Below are 15938 nucleotides of genomic sequence, written 5' to 3' on the forward strand. Positions count from 1 at the left end.
GTGCCGCGCGTGAGGTTGCCTATGCGTAAACCGCAGCGCGGGCATGGGCTCGAACCGGCTCGGTGCCGATCCACGATCCCGCAACCCCCCGCTGGTTCCGTCTGGGCGCAGTTCGCGCTCATTTCTCCGACACGCTCCTAGGATCATCGTGCCCGTCGGCGAGGGGATGGCCACCGCTCGTCGGGCGCTCCTGGCGGCGTTTGTCCTGGGTCTCGGCTTCTCCATCACGCTCGCCCAAGCCGCGCTCGCCCTGCTGACGCTGTTCTGGCTCGGCAGGCTGTGCGGTCGCAAGGCTCGCGAAGCCGTGCGGTGGCCGCTCTGGCGCCCCGTACTGGCGTTCGGCGCGGTCAGCGTGATGTCGGCGCTTTTCGCGCCACATCCGGGCGAGGCCTTGGTCGCCTGTAAAAAGCTCCTGCTCGTCGCTGCCCTCTATGTCTCAGCCGACGAGCTCGACTCCACCGAGCGGGCCGAGCGCTTTCTGTCGGCGCTGGCGCTCGCCGTCGCGGGGGCGGCGGTGGTCGGACTCCTGCAGGTGAGCCTCTGCCCGGGCCCGGAGGCCGACTACGGCCTTCCGGCCTGGCTCTACCACCGGTGCGCCCGTGCCCGCGGCTTCTTCAGCAGCTACATGACGCTGGCGGGGGTGCTGAGCCTGACGCTGCTGGTGAGTCTGCCGCGGCTCCTTCTGGGCACGACCTTTCGCCCGTGGTTCGCGTTCGAGTGGTTCGCGAGCCTCGCGGGGCTGGCGGCGACATATACGCGGGGCGCCTGGATCGGCTTCGCTGCGGGCGTCCTTGCCCTCTGTCCTGCGATCCGGCGGCGGCGCTGGCTCCTGGCAGCCGGGTTCCTGGTGGTGGGCGTGGTGGTCATGGCCGGTCCGCAGCACCTGCGCGAGCGTGTCGTCACGATGACGAATCCCGACGATGTCACCGTCAAAGAGCGGATCTACATGTGGCGCAGCGGGATCGCCATGTGGCGGGAGCACCCGTGGCTGGGGGTGGGGCCGGGCGGCGTCAAGCGCGAATACCGCAACTACGCGCAGGCCGAGGCTTTGAGGAAGCGCACAGGGCATTTGCACAACTCCGCGCTCCAGATCCTCGTCGAGCTGGGTGTTGCCGGCTTGCTGGCGTGGCTGTGGATCTGGGCCGCGTTCTACACGGAGGCGGTGCGACTCCTTCGGCGCCTGCCGGCGGCCGCCATCGGAGAGCGAGCCCTGGTCGCCGGGAGCATCGCGGCCATCACGGGCTTTCTCGTGGCGGGGACGTCGGAGTACAACTTCGGCGATTCCGAGGTGGTGATGCTCGCCTGGGTCATCGTGGCGCTCCCGTATGTCGTCGCCCGCGGAGGGCCTTTTGCGCTTGTGAAAGGTGTGCCATAATGACCGTGACCAAACGGGAAAAAGGACAAACTTCCATGGGACTTCCGCTTCCCCTCCTCGAGCCGTCCGGGCCGCCGACAGCGCCAAAGCCGGCGTGGCTCCCAAAGCCGGCCTGGCTGAAAGTCCGCGCGCCCGGCGGGCCCAACTACATACGACTCAAGGGGCTCATGCGCGAGTGGAACCTCCACTCGGTCTGCGAGGAGGCGCACTGCCCGAACATCGGCGAGTGCTGGGAGGATTCGACCGCGACGTTCATGATCCTCGGGGATGTCTGCACGCGGAACTGCGGCTACTGCGCGGTCGCGCACGGCAAGCCCGTGTGGGAGGACCGCGAGGAGCCGGAGCGCGTGGGGCGCGCGGTGGGCGAGCTCGGCCTCGAGCACGTCGTCATCACGTCGGTGAACCGCGATGACCTGGCCGACGGCGGGGCGGGCGTTTTCGCGGCGACGGTGCGGGCGATCAGGCGGTTTGTGCCCGCCTGCCGCGTCGAGCTGCTGATCCCCGACTTCCAGGGCAAATCCGAAGCCCTCCAGATCGTGATCGACGCGGCGCCGGACATCCTCAACCACAACACGGAGACGGTGCCGCGCCTCTACAAGCTCGCGCGCCACGGCGGCCGCTATGAGCGCACGCTGGAGCTCTTCCGCCGGGCGCGGCGGGCGGCGCCGCGCCTGCTGACCAAGTCCGGCATCATCCTCGGTCTGGGCGAAGAGCGCGACGAGCTGCTCGAAACGATGCGCGACCTGCGCCAGGCGGACGTCAACATCCTGACCCTCGGCCAGTACCTGAGGCCGTCGGCGCAGCACCTGCCGGTCGCGCGCTACTACACGCCCGAGGAGTTCGCCGAGCTCGGTGAAGCCGGACGCGCCATCGGCTTCGCCCACGTCGAGTCGGGGCCGCTGGTGCGCTCCTCCTATCATGCCAAGGGCCAGCTCGCCGGCACGGCATCGGCGCGCTGACGTGGAGTATGTGTCGATCTTGATGGTGTTCGCGGTGTCCGCGCTGGTGGCGGGGGCGCTGCTCGGCATCCCGCTGCTGATCGCGCCCAGGCGCTACTCGGCGGCCAAGATGGAGCCCTTCGAGTGCGGCAAAGATCCGATCGCGCTGCCCGAGGGACGCTTCGCCATCAAGTTCTCCACCATCGCCATCTTCTTCATCATCTTCGACATCGAGCTGCTGTTCGTCTGGCCGTGGGCGACGGTGTTCAGGAGCCTCGGCTGGTTCGGCTTCTCGGTCATGCTCGTCTTCCTGGGCATCCTGATGCTCGGCTTCCTCTACATCTGGCAAAAGCGGGGGCTCGAATGGGAGTAGGGACCTTTTTCACCTCCAAGCTCGACGAGGCGATCGGCTGGGCGCGCAAGTTCTCCATCTTCCAGTACCCGTTCGTGACGGCGTGCTGCGGCATGGAGTACATGGCCACCGCCTGCTCGCACTATGATGTCGACCGGTTCGGCGCGGGGCTGCCGCGCTTCTCACCGCGCCAGGCCGACGTGCTCTTCGTCGTGGGCACCATCAGCCACAAGATGGCGCCCGTGCTCAAGCGCATCTACGACCAGATGTGCGAGCCCAAGTGGGTGGTCGCCTTCGGTGTCTGCACCTGCACGGGCGGCTTCTACAACAACTACGCGACGGTCCAGGGGATAGACACCATCATCCCGGTGGACGTCTACATCCCCGGCTGTCCCCCCCGTCCCGAAAGCGTCATCGACGGCCTGATGAAGCTGCAGGACAAGATCGCCGCGGGCGCGCAGCGCTACTAGGCCCGATCATGGACGGATCCGCCATTCTCGCGCGGCTGCGCGCGCGCCTGGGCGCGCGGGTGCTCGAGACCCACGAGCACCACGGCGATCACACGGCCGTCGTTACCCGCGAGGGCATCGTCGACGCGCTCGGGTACTGCCGGGACGACGCCCTACTCCGCTTCGACATGCTGATGGATCTCACCGCCGTGGACTACCTCAAGTTCCCAGGCCGCGAGGACGGGCCGCGCTTCGACGTCGTGTACCACCTGTACTCCGTCCCGCACAACCATCGGGTTAGGTTGAAGGTGCGAGTCGAGCAGGACGCGGCGTCCGTGCCCACCGCCACGGGGCTCTGGCCCATCGCCAACTGGTTCGAGCGCGAGGTGTGGGACATGTTCGGCATCCGGTTCGAGGGCCATCCGGACCTGAGACGCCTCCTGATGTACGAAGAGTTCGTCGGCCACCCGCTCCGCAAGGACTACCCCATCGAGCGCCGCCAACCGCTCATCGGGCCCAATGTGTAGTGCGAGGCGAGACATGGCCGACGAGCCGCAGGCGTGGACGTTCGAGATGAGCGGTATAGCCGCGAGACGAGGGCTGAGTTGAATCATGACGAGATGAGCGCTGAAATGGTTCGGAGATAGCCATGCCGGAACGCACCGCGCGCGAGCTGTTCCTGGGGGAAGGCCCCGGCGCCGGCAGCGGCAGCCAGAACCTCTATGTCAACCTGGGCCCGGCGCACCCGGCCATGCACGGCATCATCCGCATCTTCGCCGAGCTCGACGGCGAGGTCGTGGTCAAGACCGACGTCGAGATCGGCTACCTGCACCGCGCGTTCGAGAAGGAATGCGAGATCGGCCCGTACAACAACGCCATCCCCTTCACGGACCGCCTCAACTACGTCTCGCCGCTGATCAACAACTTCGCCTACGCCTCGGCCGTCGAGAAGCTCCTCGACATCGAGATCACCGAGCGCTGCAAGTACATCCGTGTGGTCATGAGCGAGATCTCGCGGGTCTGCGACCACCTGACGTGCGTGGGCGCCTCCGCCATGGAGCTGGGCGCCTTCACGGTCTTCCTGTACATGATCAAGGCGCGCGAATTCCTCTGGGAGCTGGTCGAGGACGTCACAGGCGCGCGGCTGACCATCTCCTACGGCCGGGTCGGCGGCGTCAAGGCCGACCTGCCCGAGGGCTTCGGCATCAAGGTGCGGAAGGCCTTCGCCGAAGTGCGGCAGGTGCTCTCGGAAGTCCACACGCTCATCACCGGCAACCGGATCTTCATGGACCGCATGGTCGGCGTGGGGGCGCTCTCCGCCGAGGAGAGCATCGCCTGGGGCATCACGGGGCCGTTGCTCCGCGCGGCCGGCGTGCCCTTCGACCTCCGCCGCGTCCAGCCCTACTGGGCGTACGACCGCGTCGAGTTCGAGGTGCCGCTCGGGAAGAACGGCGACAACTTCGACCGCTACCTCGTCCGCATGGCCGAGATGGAGCAGTCCATGCGCATGGTGGACCAGGCGCTTGAGCGTATGCCGGGCGGCGCCATCAACGTGGACTTCGAGGGCCGCGAGATTCCCGTGGACGCGTACGTGGACCGGGGCAAGCAGGGCAAGACCGAAGGGCTGCTGCTGCTGCCCATCACGCTCTCGCCCAATCTCCAGGGGCAGGGGCGCGCCGCGCAGGAACGGGTGAACGTCGCCGACAAGAGGGTCGTCCTGCCCCCGAAGGAGACGACATACGGCTCCATCGAGGGGCTGATGAACCACTTCATGCTCGTGATGGACGGCTACGGCATCAGGCCGCCCGCGGGCGAGGCCTACTTCGCGGCCGAGGGCGCCAACGGCGAGCTCGGCTTCTACGTCGTCTCCGACGGCGGCGACCGGCCGTACCGCGTGCGCTGCCGCCCGCCGTGCCTGCCGCCCGTGGCCGCGCTGCCGCGCATGATCGAGGGGCAGATGGTCGCCGACATCGTTCCCACCTTCGGGTCGGTGAACATGATCGGAGGCGAGCTTGACCGCTGACGCGCGGCGGCCCGAGTTCACGCCCGAGCAGCTGGCCGAGGTCAGGCGGCTCCAGGGGCTCTACCCGGACAAGCAGGGCGCGCTCCTGCCCGTGCTGCACCTGGCACAAGAGGCGTATGGCTACGTGTCGCTCGAGGTGGAGGAATACGTCGCGGGGCTGTTTGAGATGAGCCCGGCCCACGTCCACGAGGTGGTGACCTTCTACACGCTCTTCTTCCAGAAGCCCAAGGGACGGCACGTCGTGTCCGTCTGCCACAACCTCTCCTGCCACCTCATGAACGCCAAGGGCATCATCGGGCACCTCGAGGAGCGGCTTGGAGTCGCTCCCGGAGAGACCACGCCGGACGGCGGGATCACCTTCCTCACCGTCGAATGCCTCTGCGCCTGCGAGCAGGCGCCGATGATGCAGGTGGACGACCGCTACGAGGGCAACCTGACGCCGGAGAAAGTCGACCGCATCCTCGAGGGCCTGAAGTGACTGACATCGCGCTACTGACCGCGGAGCAGGGCGAGGAACTCGGCCTGTGTCAGGCGGGCCTGCTTGAGCATCTGACGGAAGAGAGGGGTCGGAATGTCCCGTGCCATCTGGTGGCTCAGCCGGACCCGTCGAAAGCCGGCACGCTGAATGACCACCCGGAACTCCCGGTAGGTGGCCGTTGCCATCCGTCAGTCGAAGAGTGCGCGCGCTCCGGCTGGGGTCGGCGTGGCTCTGAGCGCCCGGATGTACGGCGCGTGAGGTGCCCGGTTGGGGCTCTGACTGAACCGGTCGAACTCGGCCGTGTACTGCTCGGAGTAATCGAGGGCCATCTCGACGAGGTCGGCGAGGGCCGCGTCGGGCGTGTCACCTTCGGTGGCGAGGTCGAGCTCCGGGCAGAGCGCGACGAACGCTCCCTCGGCCGGCTCGATGATGGCCGTGAGCTTGATCTCCGCAGGCTTGAGCACTACTGCCATGTTTGGCCTCCTCAACGACCAGCCGCGATCATATCATGCGGCCGTTTCGCCGATCGTGTGTCTCATTCGATACGCTCAACCTCGGAGGGCAACTGTCAGATCCTCCTCACGAGTGCTCGTGAGTGACCATGACTGAGAAGATCTTTACCCGCAACTTCCACCTGGCGGACTCGCACACGCTCACGCGGTACCGGGAGCAGGGCGGCTACACGGCGCTGCCGAAGGCGTTCGGGATGGAGCCCGCGGCGATCACCGAGGAGGTCAAGAAGGCCAATCTGCGTGGACTCGGCGGCGCGGCATTTCCGACGGGCGTCAAGTGGGGCTTCATCCCGAAAGGCTCGACGGCGCCCAGGTATCTCGTGATCAACGCCGACGAGGGCGAGCCCGGCACGTTCAAAGATCGCTTCCTCATGGAGCGGGACCCGCACGCCCTCATCGAGGGGATGGTCATCGCGGCACGCGCCATCGACTCGCATACGGGCTTCGTCTACATCCGCGGCGAGTACGTCAAGCCGTGGCGGATCCTGGACGGCGCGGTCAAGGAAGCCTACGCGGCGGGGCTCCTCGGCAAGAACATCCAGGGCTCCGGCTTCGACTTCGACATCGTGCTCCACCGCGGCGCCGGCGCCTACATCTGCGGCGAGGAGACGGGGCTCCTGTCTTCCCTCGAGGGGAAGAAGGGGTGGCCCAAGATCAAGCCGCCGTTCCCCGCGATCAAGGGAGCGTTCGGTCGGCCTACCATCGTCAACAACGTCGAGACCATCATGGCGGTGCCGCACATCATCAACCGGGGTGCTGCGTGGTTCGCGGGCCTGGGCACCAAGAGCCAGGGCGGCACCAGGCTGTACTCCGTGTCCGGGCACGTCGTGACGCCCGGCGTGGTCGAAGCGCCGGTGTCGATCACGCTGCGGCAGCTGATCTACGATCGTTGTGGCGGTATCCGTGGAGGCAAGAAGCTCAAGGCCGTGGTGCCGGGCGGCTCGTCGGCCGCCATCCTGACGCCCGACGAGATCGACATCCAGATGGATGTCGACGGGCCAAAGAGCAAGGGCTCCATGATCGGCTCCGCCGGCGTCATCGTGATGGACGAGACCGTGTCCATTCCCGAGGCGCTCATGGTCGTCGCGCGCTTCTACGCGCACGAGAGCTGCGGCCAGTGCACGCCGTGCCGGGAGTCCACCGGGTGGATCTACAAGATGTCCCGGCGCATCATCGAGGGCAAGGGGCGCAAGGAGGACCTGGACACGATCCTGGACGTCGCGAAGCGCGGCGCCGGGACGACCATCTGCGCGTTCTACGACGGCGCCGTCGGGCCGTACATCAGCTACATCGAGAAGTTCCGCTCGGAGTTCGAGGACCTGATCCTTAGTGGGGCCCATGCCTAAGCTCACGATCAACGGGAAAGAGGTCGAGGTCCCGGAGGGGACCAACCTCATCGAGGCCGCGAAGGCCGCCGGCGCCGAGGTGCCGCACTACTGCTACCACCCGGCGCTCTCGATCGCCGGCCAGTGCCGGCTCTGCATGGTGGACATCGACAAGGTGCCGCGCCCGCAGATCGCGTGCAACATCCAGGCGGCCGAGGGCATGGTGGTCCACACCGAGACCGAGCGGGTCAAGGAGACCCGGCGCTCGATGATGGAGTTCCACCTGATCAACCATCCGCTGGACTGCCCCGTGTGCGACCAGGCGGGCGAGTGCTTCCTCCAGATCTACTACATGAAGCACGGCCTGTACGACTCGCGGATGACGGACGAGAAGGTCCACAAGCCGAAGGCCGTGCCGCTCGGCCCCCACGTCATCCTCGACGCCGAGCGCTGCATCCTCTGCTCGCGCTGCGTCCGCTACTGCGACGAGGTGACGCACACCGGCGAGCTCGGCATCTTCCACCGGGGCGACCAGTCCGAGATCGGCCTCTTCCCGGGCAAGACGCTCGAGAACAAGTACTCGGGCAACGTCATCGACATCTGCCCGGTGGGCGCGCTGACGGACCGCGACTTCCGCTTCCAGGTGCGTGTTTGGTACCTCGACACGGCCAAGAGCGTCTGCAACGGCTGCGCCCGCGGCTGCAACATCGAGGTCCACACCAACAAGCACCGGACCCACCACAACGAGGGCCGGCGCGTGGCGCGGCTCAAGCCCCGCTTCAACGCGGACGTCAACAAGTGGTGGATCTGCGACGCCGGCCGCTACGGCTTCAAGTGGATCGACGACAAGAGCCGGCTCGCCCAGCCGCTCCATCGCGCCGGCGCGCAGGCGACGGAAGTATCGTGGGACCGCGCCCTGCCCGAGCTCGTCACGACGTTGCAGCGCACGCGGCCCGAGGAGATCGGCTTCCTCGCCTCGCCCCAGATGTCGAATGAAGACCTCTGGGTCCTGCGGCGGCTCGCCGAGCAGCTGGGAGTGCGGAACATCGACTTTCGGGTGCCGCCGCGCGCGCCGGGCGACGAGGACAACTTCCTGATCCGCGCCGACAAAAATCCCAACAGCCGCGGCGCGGAGTTGCTCGGCATCGGCCCTGGGCAGGGGGGGCTGGACGCGGCCGGGATGCTGCGCGCCGCGCGCGAGAAGCAGCTCAAGCTCCTCTGGGTCTTCCACCACGACCTCTGGGCCGCGGCCTGGCCGGAGGCCGAGGTGCTGGAAGCCCTCGAGGGTGCCGAGACCGTGGTCTTCCAGGGCACCTCCAGCGCGGGCGAGGTTTCAGCGCGGGCGCACCTCGTGCTGCCGAGCGCCGCCTACGTCGAGTGCGAGGGCACCTTCACGAATTTCGAGGGGCGCGTCCAGCGCTTCCGCACCGCGCTCACGCCCCCGGGAGAGGCATGGCCCGACTGGATGATCCTGTCCTTCGTCGGGAAGGCCCTGGGCTTCCAGGACCCTGTCTTCGTCGCCGAGCGCTCCGAGCAGGTCTTCAACGCGCTCGCATCGACCGTGCCGGCCTTCGCGGGCATGACCTATCGCGGCATCGGCGACGCGGGCGCGACGGTGAAGGCATGAGCGGCACGGCTCTCGATCTCCTGCTGATCGCCCTGCCCGTCGCCTTCACCATGTTCGTGGTGCTCAACTTCGGCGGGATCCTGGGCTGGGTCGAGCGCAAGCAGTCGGCCATCATGCAGGACCGGATCGGCGCCAACCGTGCGAGCATCTTCGGTATCCGCATCCTGGGCCTGCTCCACCCGCTGGCCGACGTCCTCAAGTTGCTGACGAAGGAAGATTTCATGCCGGGACGCGCCGACCGGCTGATGTTCACGCTGGCGCCGTTCGTGTCGGTCTTTTTCGGGTTGGCCGCCTTCGCCTCGATCCCGTTCGGCGACACGCTCCGGATCGCCGGGCGCGAGATCCAGCTCCAGGCGGTGACGCTGAACGTCGGCGTCCTCTACGTGCTGGCGATGCTCTCCCTCGGCGTCTACGGGCTCATGATGGCGGGCTGGTCCTCGGCCAACAACTACGCGCTCCTGGGCGCCCAGCGCGCCGCTGCGCTCATGATCTCGGCGGAGGTCGCCATCGGCGCCTCGATCATGGGTGTCGTGATGGTCTACGGCTCGCTCAACATGCAGGACATCGCCCGCGCCCAGGGGCTGCCGCTCCTGCCGCAGTACTTCGGCAGGTGGGTCCCCGCCTGGGGCATCCTGACGCAGCCGCTGGCCTTTTTCCTCTTCCTCACGGCCGGCATCGCGGCGACCAAGCGCATCCCGTTCGACACGCCCGAGGGCGAGTCGGAGATCATCGGCTACTTCGTGGAGTACAGCGGCATGAAGTTCGGCATGTTTATGATGACGGACTTCCTCGAGACCGTGGTGATCGCGGGCATGACGACCGCGCTCTTCCTGGGCGGTTGGCAGGTGCCGTACCTGGCGTCCTCCGGCTTCGCCTTCCCGTGGGGACTCGAGGTGCCGCTCCCGCACCTCCTGGTGACGGCGCTCCAGGTCGGTGCGTTCCTGACGAAGGTGTCCGTCCTGATCTGGTTCCTGATGCTGATCCGCTGGACGCTGCCCCGCTTCCGCTACGACCAGGCGATGCGGCTGGGCTGGCTGGGTCTCTTCCCGCTGTCCATCCTCAATATCGTGCTGACGGGGCTCGTGCTCCTGCTCCTGGGAAAGGCCTGAGCCATGGCGTCGCCTTACCAGCGCTCGAACACGCCGGCGGACGCGCGGCACTCGAGCCGCCTCGGCTTCTTCCAGCGTTTCTACCTGGTCGAGGTGCTGCTGGGGCTCAAGCTGACGGGCATCCGCTTCTTCGCCAACATGTGGCGGCACACGCTGCACACGGTCTTCGGCGTCAAGAGCGCCCACGGTGCCGTCACCATCCAGTACCCGGACGAGCGGCGGCCCTACGCGGCGCGGCTCAGGAGCCTCCACCGCCTCGTGCGGCGCGAGGACGGCTCGCCCCGCTGCGTCGCCTGCATGATGTGCGAGACGGTCTGCCCGGCCCACTGCATCTACATCGTGGCCTCGGAGCACCCGAACCCCGAGATCGAGAAGGTGCCCGAGCGCTTCGACATCGACCTCGGCAAGTGCGTCTTCTGCGGCTACTGCGTCGAGGCGTGCCCCGAGGACGCCATCCGCATGGACACGGGCATCCTCGAGTTCTCCTCCTACAGCCGCGGCGGGATGATCTACACGAAGGAGACCTTGCTGGCGCTCGAGCCCGCCGGGCACAACGGCGCCCCGACCTCGCCCGTGCCCATCCCCGCCGACCGGGGCATGCCCCTCGAGCGGGGCGCACTGCCCAAGCGGAGCATGCCCTGATGACGCCGGGACAAATCGCGTTCTGGATCCTCGCGGTGATGGCCGTCGGCTCGGCCGTGGGCGTCGTGCTGAGGCGCAACCCCATTCACAGCGCGCTCTTCCTCGTGGCGCATCTCGCGACGCTGGCCGCGCTCTTCCTCAAGATGCGCGCCGAGTTCCTCGCGGCCGCGCAGGTCATCGTGTACGCCGGCGCCATCGCCGTCCTCTTCGTCTTCGCCATCATGGTGCTGATCCCGGGCAAGGAGGAGACCGGCCCCGACCCGCTGCGCTCGCAGCGCCTGCTCGCCGTGCCGGTGGGGGGGCTCCTGCTCGTCCTCCTGGCGGTGATGCTGCGCTCGGCGCTGTTCAAGGGCCAAGCGCCGGCGGCGGCCGTGCCCGGCGGCGTGGCCGCGATCGGCCGGGCGCTCTTCACGGACTACCTCTTCCCGTTCGAGGTCACGTCGGTGCTGCTCCTAGTCGCCCTGGTCGGCGTGATGGCCTTGGCCAAGCGCAGGACGGCGTAGCATGGTCCCCACGTCCGACTACGTCGGGCTCTCGGCCGTCCTCTTCGTCATCGGCGTGCTGGGCGTGCTGGTCCGGCGCGACCCGCTCGTGATCTTCATGTCGATCGAGATCATGCTCAACGCCGCCAATCTCGCCCTCGTGGCCTTCGGCCAGCGCCACGGCTCCGTCGACGGACAGGTGCTCGTGTTCTTCGTCTTGTGCGTGGCCGCCGCGGAAGTCGCGGTCGGGCTCGCGATCATCGTCGCCATCTTCCGGCTCCGCCGCCGCCTCTCGGTGGACGAGCTGTCGCTGATGCGGGGGTAGCGTAATGGCGCAAACGAAGGCCGCGGTCCCCAGCGCCAGGCTCGACGCCGCGCTGGCCGGGAAACTCCTCATCCAGATGCAGCTGATCCGGCGCTTCGAGGAGAAGGCCGCCGAGATGTACTCAATGGGCAAGATCGGCGGGTTCCTGCACCTCTACATCGGCCAGGAGGCCGTGGCGGTCGGCGCCACGTCCGCGCTGCGCCCGGACGACTACTCCGTGTCGTCCTATCGCGAGCACGGCCACTGCCTTGCCAAGGGCTCCGACCCGAAGCGCATCATGGCCGAGCTCTTCGGACGGCGCGACGGGCTCAGCCACGGCAAGGGCGGCTCCATGCACCTCTTCGACAAGAGCGTCAACTTCCTCGGCGGCCACGGCATCGTCGGCGCCCACCTGCCGCTGGCGGCCGGCGCCGGCTTCGGCATCAAGTACCAGGGCGGTGACCAGGTGGTGCTCTGCTTCTTCGGCGACGGCGCGGTGCCGGCGGGCGAGTTCCACGAGTCGCTTAACCTCGCGGCGCTCTGGAAGCTGCCGGTCCTCTTCATCTGCGAGAACAACCGTTACGCCATGGGCACGGCCATCCACCGGGCCCTCGCGCAGACGGAGATCTGGCGTTTCGCCGAGACGTACGGCATTCACGGCGAGCCGGTGGACGGCATGGACGTGCTGGCGGTGCGCGAATGCGTCGGGCGGGCCGTGGAGCGGGCGCGGCGGGACCGGTCCCCGGCCCTCATCGAGGCGCGCACCTACCGCTTCCGGGGGCACTCGATGCGGGACCCGGCGGGCGCGATCTACCGCACCAAGGAGGAGGTCGAGCGCGAGAAGCTGCGCGACCCGATCGAGCTCTTCTCCGAGCGCTGCGTGAAGGACGGGGCGCTGACCGCCGCCGACATCAAGATGATCGAGAAGTCCGTGAGCGATCAGGTGGACGAGGCCGTCGCCTTCGCCGAAGCCTCGCCCCCGCCCGCGCCGGAAGAGCTCTTCACAGACGTGTACAAGGACTAGCGCGATGGCCGTCATGACGTATCGCGAAGCGCTCAACCTGGCCTTGAGAGAGGAGATGCGCCGCGACCCGCGCGTCTACGTCATGGGCGAAGAGGTCGGCCTCTACGAGGGCGCCTACAAGGTGACGCAGGGCCTCCTCAAAGAGTTCGGGGAGAAGCGCATCATCGACACGCCGATCTGCGAGTCGGGCTTCACCGGGGTCGGCGTGGGCTCGGCCATGCTGGGGCTGCGCCCCGTGATCGAGATGATGACGTTCAACTTCTCCATCCTGGCGCTCGACCAGATCGTGAACTCGGCCGCCAAGCTCTGCTACATGTCGGGCGGCCAGTACAACATCCCCATCGTCATCCGCGGCCCCGGCGGGCCCGCCTCGCAGCTCGCGGCGCAGCACTCGCAGAGCATGGAAGTGTACTTCTACCACGTGCCGGGGCTCAAGGTCGTCCGCCCCTCGACGCCGGCCGACGCCAAGGGCCTGCTCAAGTCCGCCATCCGGGACGACAACCCGGTCATCTTCATCGAGTCCGAGACGCTGTACGCCATCAAGGGCGAGGTGCCCGAGGACCCGGACTTCCTGATCCCGTTGGGCCAGGCCGCAATCCGCCGTGAGGGCACCGACATCACCGTCGTCGCGTACATGGGCATGCTCTACCGCGCCCTCGAGGTCGCCGAGGAGCTCGCCAAGGACGGCATCTCCATCGAGATCGTCGACCCGCGGACCCTGCGCCCGATGGACACGGCCACGATCCTGGGCTCGGTGCGCAAGACCCACCGCTGCGCCGTGATCGAGGCGGGCGCGGGCTTCGCCGGCATGGGGTCGGAGATCGCCGCCACCATCCAGGAAGAGGCCTTCGACGACCTCGACGCGCCGGTCTGCCGCATCACAGGCGAGAACGCGCCCATGCCCTACGCGAAGAACCTCGAGCTGCTCAAGACCCCCTCCAAGGCAAAGATCGCCGCGGCTATCCGAAAGGTGTGCGCATGATCACCAAGGTCATAATGCCCAAGCTCAGCGAGGCCATGGAGACCGGCAAGGTCATCAAGTGGCTGAAGAAGGAAGGCGACGCCATCAAGGGCGGCGACGTCATCGCCGAGATCGAGACCGACAAGGCCAACGTGGAGATCGAGGCCTTCGGCGGTGGTGTCCTGCGCAAGATCGTGGTCCACGAGGGCGGGCAGGTGCCGGTGGGCGAGCTGATCGGCGTGATCGCCGACGCCGCGGATGACATCGGCGCCGTCGCCTCCGCCGCTCCGCCGCCTCCGGCTCCCGCGTCGGCTCCGGCGGCGGCCCCGCTGCCGGCCCCGCTGCCGGCCATGGAGTCCTACCGGTCGGTGCCGGAGACGAGCGCCGTGGTGCCGATGGCGGCGGTGTCCTCTGTGGGGGCGCCGGCAGGCGGCAGGGTCAAGGCCTCGCCGCTGGCCCGCAAGGTCGCCGCCCAGTCCGGCGTGGACCTGCGATTGATCCAGGGGACAGGTCCCGGCGGTCGCATCGTGAGGCGCGACGTCGAGTCCGCCGCCGTGTCGCCCCGTCCCGCTGCCGCGGCCGGCCCGAGCCCAGCGGCGCCCGCTGCGGCGCCGGCACGGCCACAATTCGTGATCCCGCCCCGGACGGGCGCCGAGTTCGAGGACAGGCCGCTCAGCTCGATGCGCGCCATCATCGCCAAGCGGATGCCGCTCTCCAAGGGCCCGGTGCCGCACTTCTACGTCACGTCGGAAGTCTCGATGGACCGCGCCTGGGCGCTCCGCGCCGAGCTGAACGCCCTCGAGGGGCAGCCGAAGGTCTCCGTCACCGACATGGTCGTCAAGGCCTGCTCGCTGGCGCTGCTCAAGAACCCCGGCGTGAACGCACAGCTCCAAGGGCAGAGTATCCGCGTCTTCCACCGCGCCCACATCGGCCTCGCCGTCGCCCTCGAGGAGGGGCTGATCACGCCCGTGCTGCGCGATTGCGACGCCAAGCCGCTGGCGCAGATCGCCGTCGAGGCCCGTGACCTGGCCGAGCGCGCGCGGGGCGGCAAGCTCCGCGTCCAGGAGCTCTCCGGAGCGACCTTCTCCATCTCCAACCTCGGCATGTACGACGTCGAGGAGTTCTCGGCGATCATCAACCCGCCCGAGGGCGCCATTCTCGCGGTTGGGTCCGTGCTCGAGAAGCCCGTGGCCGAAGGCGGCCAGCTCCGCGTCGGGCGCCGCATGAAGATGACCATCTCCTGCGACCACCGCGTGATGGACGGCGCCATGGGCGCCCGCTTCCTCCAGGACGTGAAGCGGCTCCTGGAAGAGCCCCTCCGGCTACTCGTGTAGTCCGCATGATCCGCGAACACAGCGCCGCCCTCACCCCGACCCTCTCCCTCTCCGAGGGAGAGGGGGCTGTTGTCGATCCCCTCGCCCCCGAAGGGGGAGAGGGACAGGGTGAGGGGGCGGCTAGCACGCTGGAGAAGCGTCCGTGAAGAAGGCGGCGTAGGCGGTGGCCACCCAGGCTTTCGACGTCGTCGTGGTCGGCACGGGTCCCGGCGGCTACGTCGCCGCGATCCGCTGCGCCCAGCTCGGCCTCTCGGTCGGCGCGGTGGAAGACGACAGGCCCGGCGGCGTCTGCCTCAACTGGGGGTGCATTCCCACCAAGGCCCTCCTGCGAAACGCCGAAGTAGTAGACCTTTTCCACCGGGCAGAAGAGTTCGGCATCACGGTCGGGGAGTGGCGGGCCGACTACGGCCAGGCGATCCAGCGCTCACGGCGCGTCGCCGACCGCATGGCCAAGGGCGTCGAGTTCCTCTTCCGCAAGAACAAGATCACCCTCGTCGCGGGCGTGGGCTCCCTCAAGTCGAAGAGCGTCGTCGAGGTCAAGGGCAAGGACGGCGTGGAGGTCCTCGAAGCTCGCCGGGCGATCATCCTCGCCACGGGCTCCGAGCCCAAGTCGCTGCCCGGCGTCACCATAGACGAGACCCGGGTGATCTCCTCCAACGGCGCGGTCCGCTCCGAGATCCGGCCCGCCTCGCTGATCGTGATCGGCGCAGGAGCTGTCGGCATGGAGTTCGCTGACGTTTACCGCGCCTACGGCGTGGAGGTGACCGTCCTCGAGGCGCTGCCGCGCGTGCTGCCCGTGGAGGACGAGGAGGCGGGGGCCCTGATCGCGCGGCTCTTCACGCGCCGGGGCGTGACGGTGCGCACGGGCGTCAAGGTCGTGAAGGTCACGCCGGGCAAGGGAAGCGTCGCCGTGGAGATCGACGCCGAAGGCAAGCGCGAGACGCTCACGGCCGCGCGGGTGCTCATGGCCGTCGGGCGCGCGGCGAGGACGAAGGGCCTGGGG

General features: G+C 68.2%; 19 protein-coding genes. 17 read left to right on the forward strand and 2 right to left on the reverse strand.

The window, feature by feature from the left end:
- Window positions 1-166 precede the first annotated feature (166 nt).
- From Q7W02_24670 to Q7W02_24700, 7 genes are all read left to right on the forward strand, one after another.
- Window positions 167-1375, forward strand: coding sequence for an O-antigen ligase family protein (locus Q7W02_24670; GenBank protein MDO8479323.1), 1209 nt, complete (start codon window positions 167-169; stop codon window positions 1373-1375).
- Between the two features lie 35 nt (window positions 1376-1410).
- Entirely contained in the window at window positions 1411-2334 is a 924-nt protein-coding gene (lipA, locus tag Q7W02_24675; protein MDO8479324.1) for a lipoyl synthase, read from the forward strand.
- A gap of 22 nt (window positions 2335-2356) precedes the next feature.
- On the forward strand, window positions 2357-2686 hold the full coding sequence (gene ndhC, locus Q7W02_24680) for an NADH-quinone oxidoreductase subunit A (protein MDO8479325.1): 330 nt from the start codon (window positions 2357-2359) through the stop codon (window positions 2684-2686).
- The gene (locus tag Q7W02_24685) at window positions 2677-3135 is read left to right on the forward strand and encodes an NADH-quinone oxidoreductase subunit B (protein ID MDO8479326.1); all 459 of its coding nucleotides are present in this window, start codon (window positions 2677-2679) and stop codon (window positions 3133-3135) included. The genes ndhC and Q7W02_24685 overlap by 10 nt, the downstream gene beginning before the upstream one ends.
- Window positions 3136-3143: 8 nt before the next feature.
- The gene (locus Q7W02_24690) at window positions 3144-3641 is read left to right on the forward strand and encodes an NADH-quinone oxidoreductase subunit C (protein ID MDO8479327.1); all 498 of its coding nucleotides are present in this window, start codon (window positions 3144-3146) and stop codon (window positions 3639-3641) included.
- A 122-nt stretch (window positions 3642-3763) separates the two neighbouring features.
- On the forward strand, window positions 3764-5137 hold the full coding sequence (locus Q7W02_24695; GenBank protein ID MDO8479328.1) for an NADH-quinone oxidoreductase subunit D: 1374 nt from the start codon (window positions 3764-3766) through the stop codon (window positions 5135-5137).
- Entirely contained in the window at window positions 5127-5615 is a 489-nt protein-coding gene (locus tag Q7W02_24700) for an NAD(P)H-dependent oxidoreductase subunit E (GenBank protein MDO8479329.1), read from the forward strand. The genes Q7W02_24695 and Q7W02_24700 overlap by 11 nt, the downstream gene beginning before the upstream one ends.
- A gap of 11 nt (window positions 5616-5626) precedes the next feature.
- On the opposite strand, the gene Q7W02_24705 is transcribed toward Q7W02_24700, so the two are convergent.
- Both Q7W02_24705 and Q7W02_24710 read right to left on the reverse strand, forming a co-directional pair.
- Window positions 5627-5800, reverse strand: a complete 174-nt coding sequence (locus tag Q7W02_24705; protein ID MDO8479330.1) for a hypothetical protein — start codon at window positions 5798-5800, stop codon at window positions 5627-5629.
- Between the two features lie 3 nt (window positions 5801-5803).
- Window positions 5804-6088 (reverse strand): hypothetical protein, encoded by a 285-nt coding sequence (locus Q7W02_24710; protein ID MDO8479331.1) that lies wholly within the window; start codon window positions 6086-6088, stop codon window positions 5804-5806.
- A 128-nt stretch (window positions 6089-6216) separates the two neighbouring features.
- On the opposite strand from Q7W02_24710, the gene nuoF reads away from it, so the two are divergent.
- The 10 genes from nuoF to Q7W02_24760 form a co-directional block, all read left to right on the forward strand.
- On the forward strand, window positions 6217-7473 hold the full coding sequence (gene nuoF / locus Q7W02_24715) for an NADH-quinone oxidoreductase subunit NuoF (protein MDO8479332.1): 1257 nt from the start codon (window positions 6217-6219) through the stop codon (window positions 7471-7473).
- Entirely contained in the window at window positions 7466-9079 is a 1614-nt protein-coding gene (locus Q7W02_24720; protein ID MDO8479333.1) for a 2Fe-2S iron-sulfur cluster-binding protein, read from the forward strand. Before nuoF ends, Q7W02_24720 begins: the two co-directional genes overlap by 8 nt.
- On the forward strand, window positions 9076-10188 hold the full coding sequence (locus Q7W02_24725; protein MDO8479334.1) for an NADH-quinone oxidoreductase subunit H: 1113 nt from the start codon (window positions 9076-9078) through the stop codon (window positions 10186-10188). Before Q7W02_24720 ends, Q7W02_24725 begins: the two co-directional genes overlap by 4 nt.
- A gap of 3 nt (window positions 10189-10191) precedes the next feature.
- A complete protein-coding gene (locus Q7W02_24730) occupies window positions 10192-10830 on the forward strand; it encodes an NADH-quinone oxidoreductase subunit I (protein ID MDO8479335.1) in 639 nt (212 codons plus the stop codon).
- Complete coding sequence (locus Q7W02_24735; protein ID MDO8479336.1) at window positions 10830-11333, forward strand: NADH-quinone oxidoreductase subunit J; 504 nt, start codon at window positions 10830-10832, stop codon at window positions 11331-11333. Before Q7W02_24730 ends, Q7W02_24735 begins: the two co-directional genes overlap by 1 nt.
- 1 nt (window position 11334) lies before the next feature.
- Window positions 11335-11637: an NADH-quinone oxidoreductase subunit NuoK gene (gene nuoK, locus Q7W02_24740; protein MDO8479337.1), complete on the forward strand. Its 303-nt coding sequence runs from the start codon at window positions 11335-11337 to the stop codon at window positions 11635-11637.
- Window positions 11638-11641: 4 nt separating this feature from the next.
- Window positions 11642-12640, forward strand: a complete 999-nt coding sequence (pdhA, locus tag Q7W02_24745; GenBank protein ID MDO8479338.1) for a pyruvate dehydrogenase (acetyl-transferring) E1 component subunit alpha — start codon at window positions 11642-11644, stop codon at window positions 12638-12640.
- A gap of 4 nt (window positions 12641-12644) precedes the next feature.
- Window positions 12645-13622 carry a pyruvate dehydrogenase complex E1 component subunit beta gene (locus tag Q7W02_24750; protein ID MDO8479339.1) on the forward strand — a complete coding sequence of 326 codons (978 nt, stop codon included), beginning with the start codon at window positions 12645-12647 and terminating at the stop codon, window positions 13620-13622.
- Entirely contained in the window at window positions 13619-14935 is a 1317-nt protein-coding gene (locus tag Q7W02_24755) for a dihydrolipoamide acetyltransferase family protein (GenBank protein MDO8479340.1), read from the forward strand. Before Q7W02_24750 ends, Q7W02_24755 begins: the two co-directional genes overlap by 4 nt.
- Before the next feature lie 163 nt (window positions 14936-15098).
- On the forward strand, window positions 15099-15938 hold an 840-nt coding region (locus Q7W02_24760; GenBank protein ID MDO8479341.1), incomplete at its 3' end, for an FAD-dependent oxidoreductase.

The sequence above is a fragment of the Candidatus Rokuibacteriota bacterium genome, assembly GCA_030647435.1.
In the GTDB taxonomy this organism is placed as follows: domain Bacteria; phylum Methylomirabilota; class Methylomirabilia; order Rokubacteriales; family CSP1-6; genus AR37.

Excerpts from the sequence above, each read along its gene's own strand:
- nuoF (MDO8479332.1), top strand. The coding sequence starts at position 6,217 with ATGACTGAGAAGATCTTTACCCGCAACTTCCACCTGGCGGACTCGCAC.
- Q7W02_24750 (MDO8479339.1), top strand. The coding sequence starts at position 12,645 with ATGGCCGTCATGACGTATCGCGAAGCGCTCAACCTGGCCTTGAGAGAG.
- Q7W02_24720 (MDO8479333.1), top strand. The coding sequence starts at position 7,466 with ATGCCTAAGCTCACGATCAACGGGAAAGAGGTCGAGGTCCCGGAGGGG.
- Q7W02_24705 (MDO8479330.1), bottom strand. The coding sequence starts at position 5,800 with ATGGCAACGGCCACCTACCGGGAGTTCCGGGTGGTCATTCAGCGTGCC.
- pdhA (MDO8479338.1), top strand. The coding sequence starts at position 11,642 with ATGGCGCAAACGAAGGCCGCGGTCCCCAGCGCCAGGCTCGACGCCGCG.
- Q7W02_24730 (MDO8479335.1), top strand. The coding sequence starts at position 10,192 with ATGGCGTCGCCTTACCAGCGCTCGAACACGCCGGCGGACGCGCGGCAC.
- lipA (MDO8479324.1), top strand. The coding sequence starts at position 1,411 with ATGGGACTTCCGCTTCCCCTCCTCGAGCCGTCCGGGCCGCCGACAGCG.
- nuoK (MDO8479337.1), top strand. The coding sequence starts at position 11,335 with ATGGTCCCCACGTCCGACTACGTCGGGCTCTCGGCCGTCCTCTTCGTC.
- Q7W02_24690 (MDO8479327.1), top strand. The coding sequence starts at position 3,144 with ATGGACGGATCCGCCATTCTCGCGCGGCTGCGCGCGCGCCTGGGCGCG.
- Q7W02_24695 (MDO8479328.1), top strand. The coding sequence starts at position 3,764 with ATGCCGGAACGCACCGCGCGCGAGCTGTTCCTGGGGGAAGGCCCCGGC.
- Q7W02_24755 (MDO8479340.1), top strand. The coding sequence starts at position 13,619 with ATGATCACCAAGGTCATAATGCCCAAGCTCAGCGAGGCCATGGAGACC.
- Q7W02_24735 (MDO8479336.1), top strand. The coding sequence starts at position 10,830 with ATGACGCCGGGACAAATCGCGTTCTGGATCCTCGCGGTGATGGCCGTC.
- Q7W02_24670 (MDO8479323.1), top strand. The coding sequence starts at position 167 with ATGGCCACCGCTCGTCGGGCGCTCCTGGCGGCGTTTGTCCTGGGTCTC.
- Q7W02_24710 (MDO8479331.1), bottom strand. The coding sequence starts at position 6,088 with ATGGCAGTAGTGCTCAAGCCTGCGGAGATCAAGCTCACGGCCATCATC.
- Q7W02_24725 (MDO8479334.1), top strand. The coding sequence starts at position 9,076 with ATGAGCGGCACGGCTCTCGATCTCCTGCTGATCGCCCTGCCCGTCGCC.
- Q7W02_24685 (MDO8479326.1), top strand. The coding sequence starts at position 2,677 with ATGGGAGTAGGGACCTTTTTCACCTCCAAGCTCGACGAGGCGATCGGC.
- ndhC (MDO8479325.1), top strand. The coding sequence starts at position 2,357 with ATGGTGTTCGCGGTGTCCGCGCTGGTGGCGGGGGCGCTGCTCGGCATC.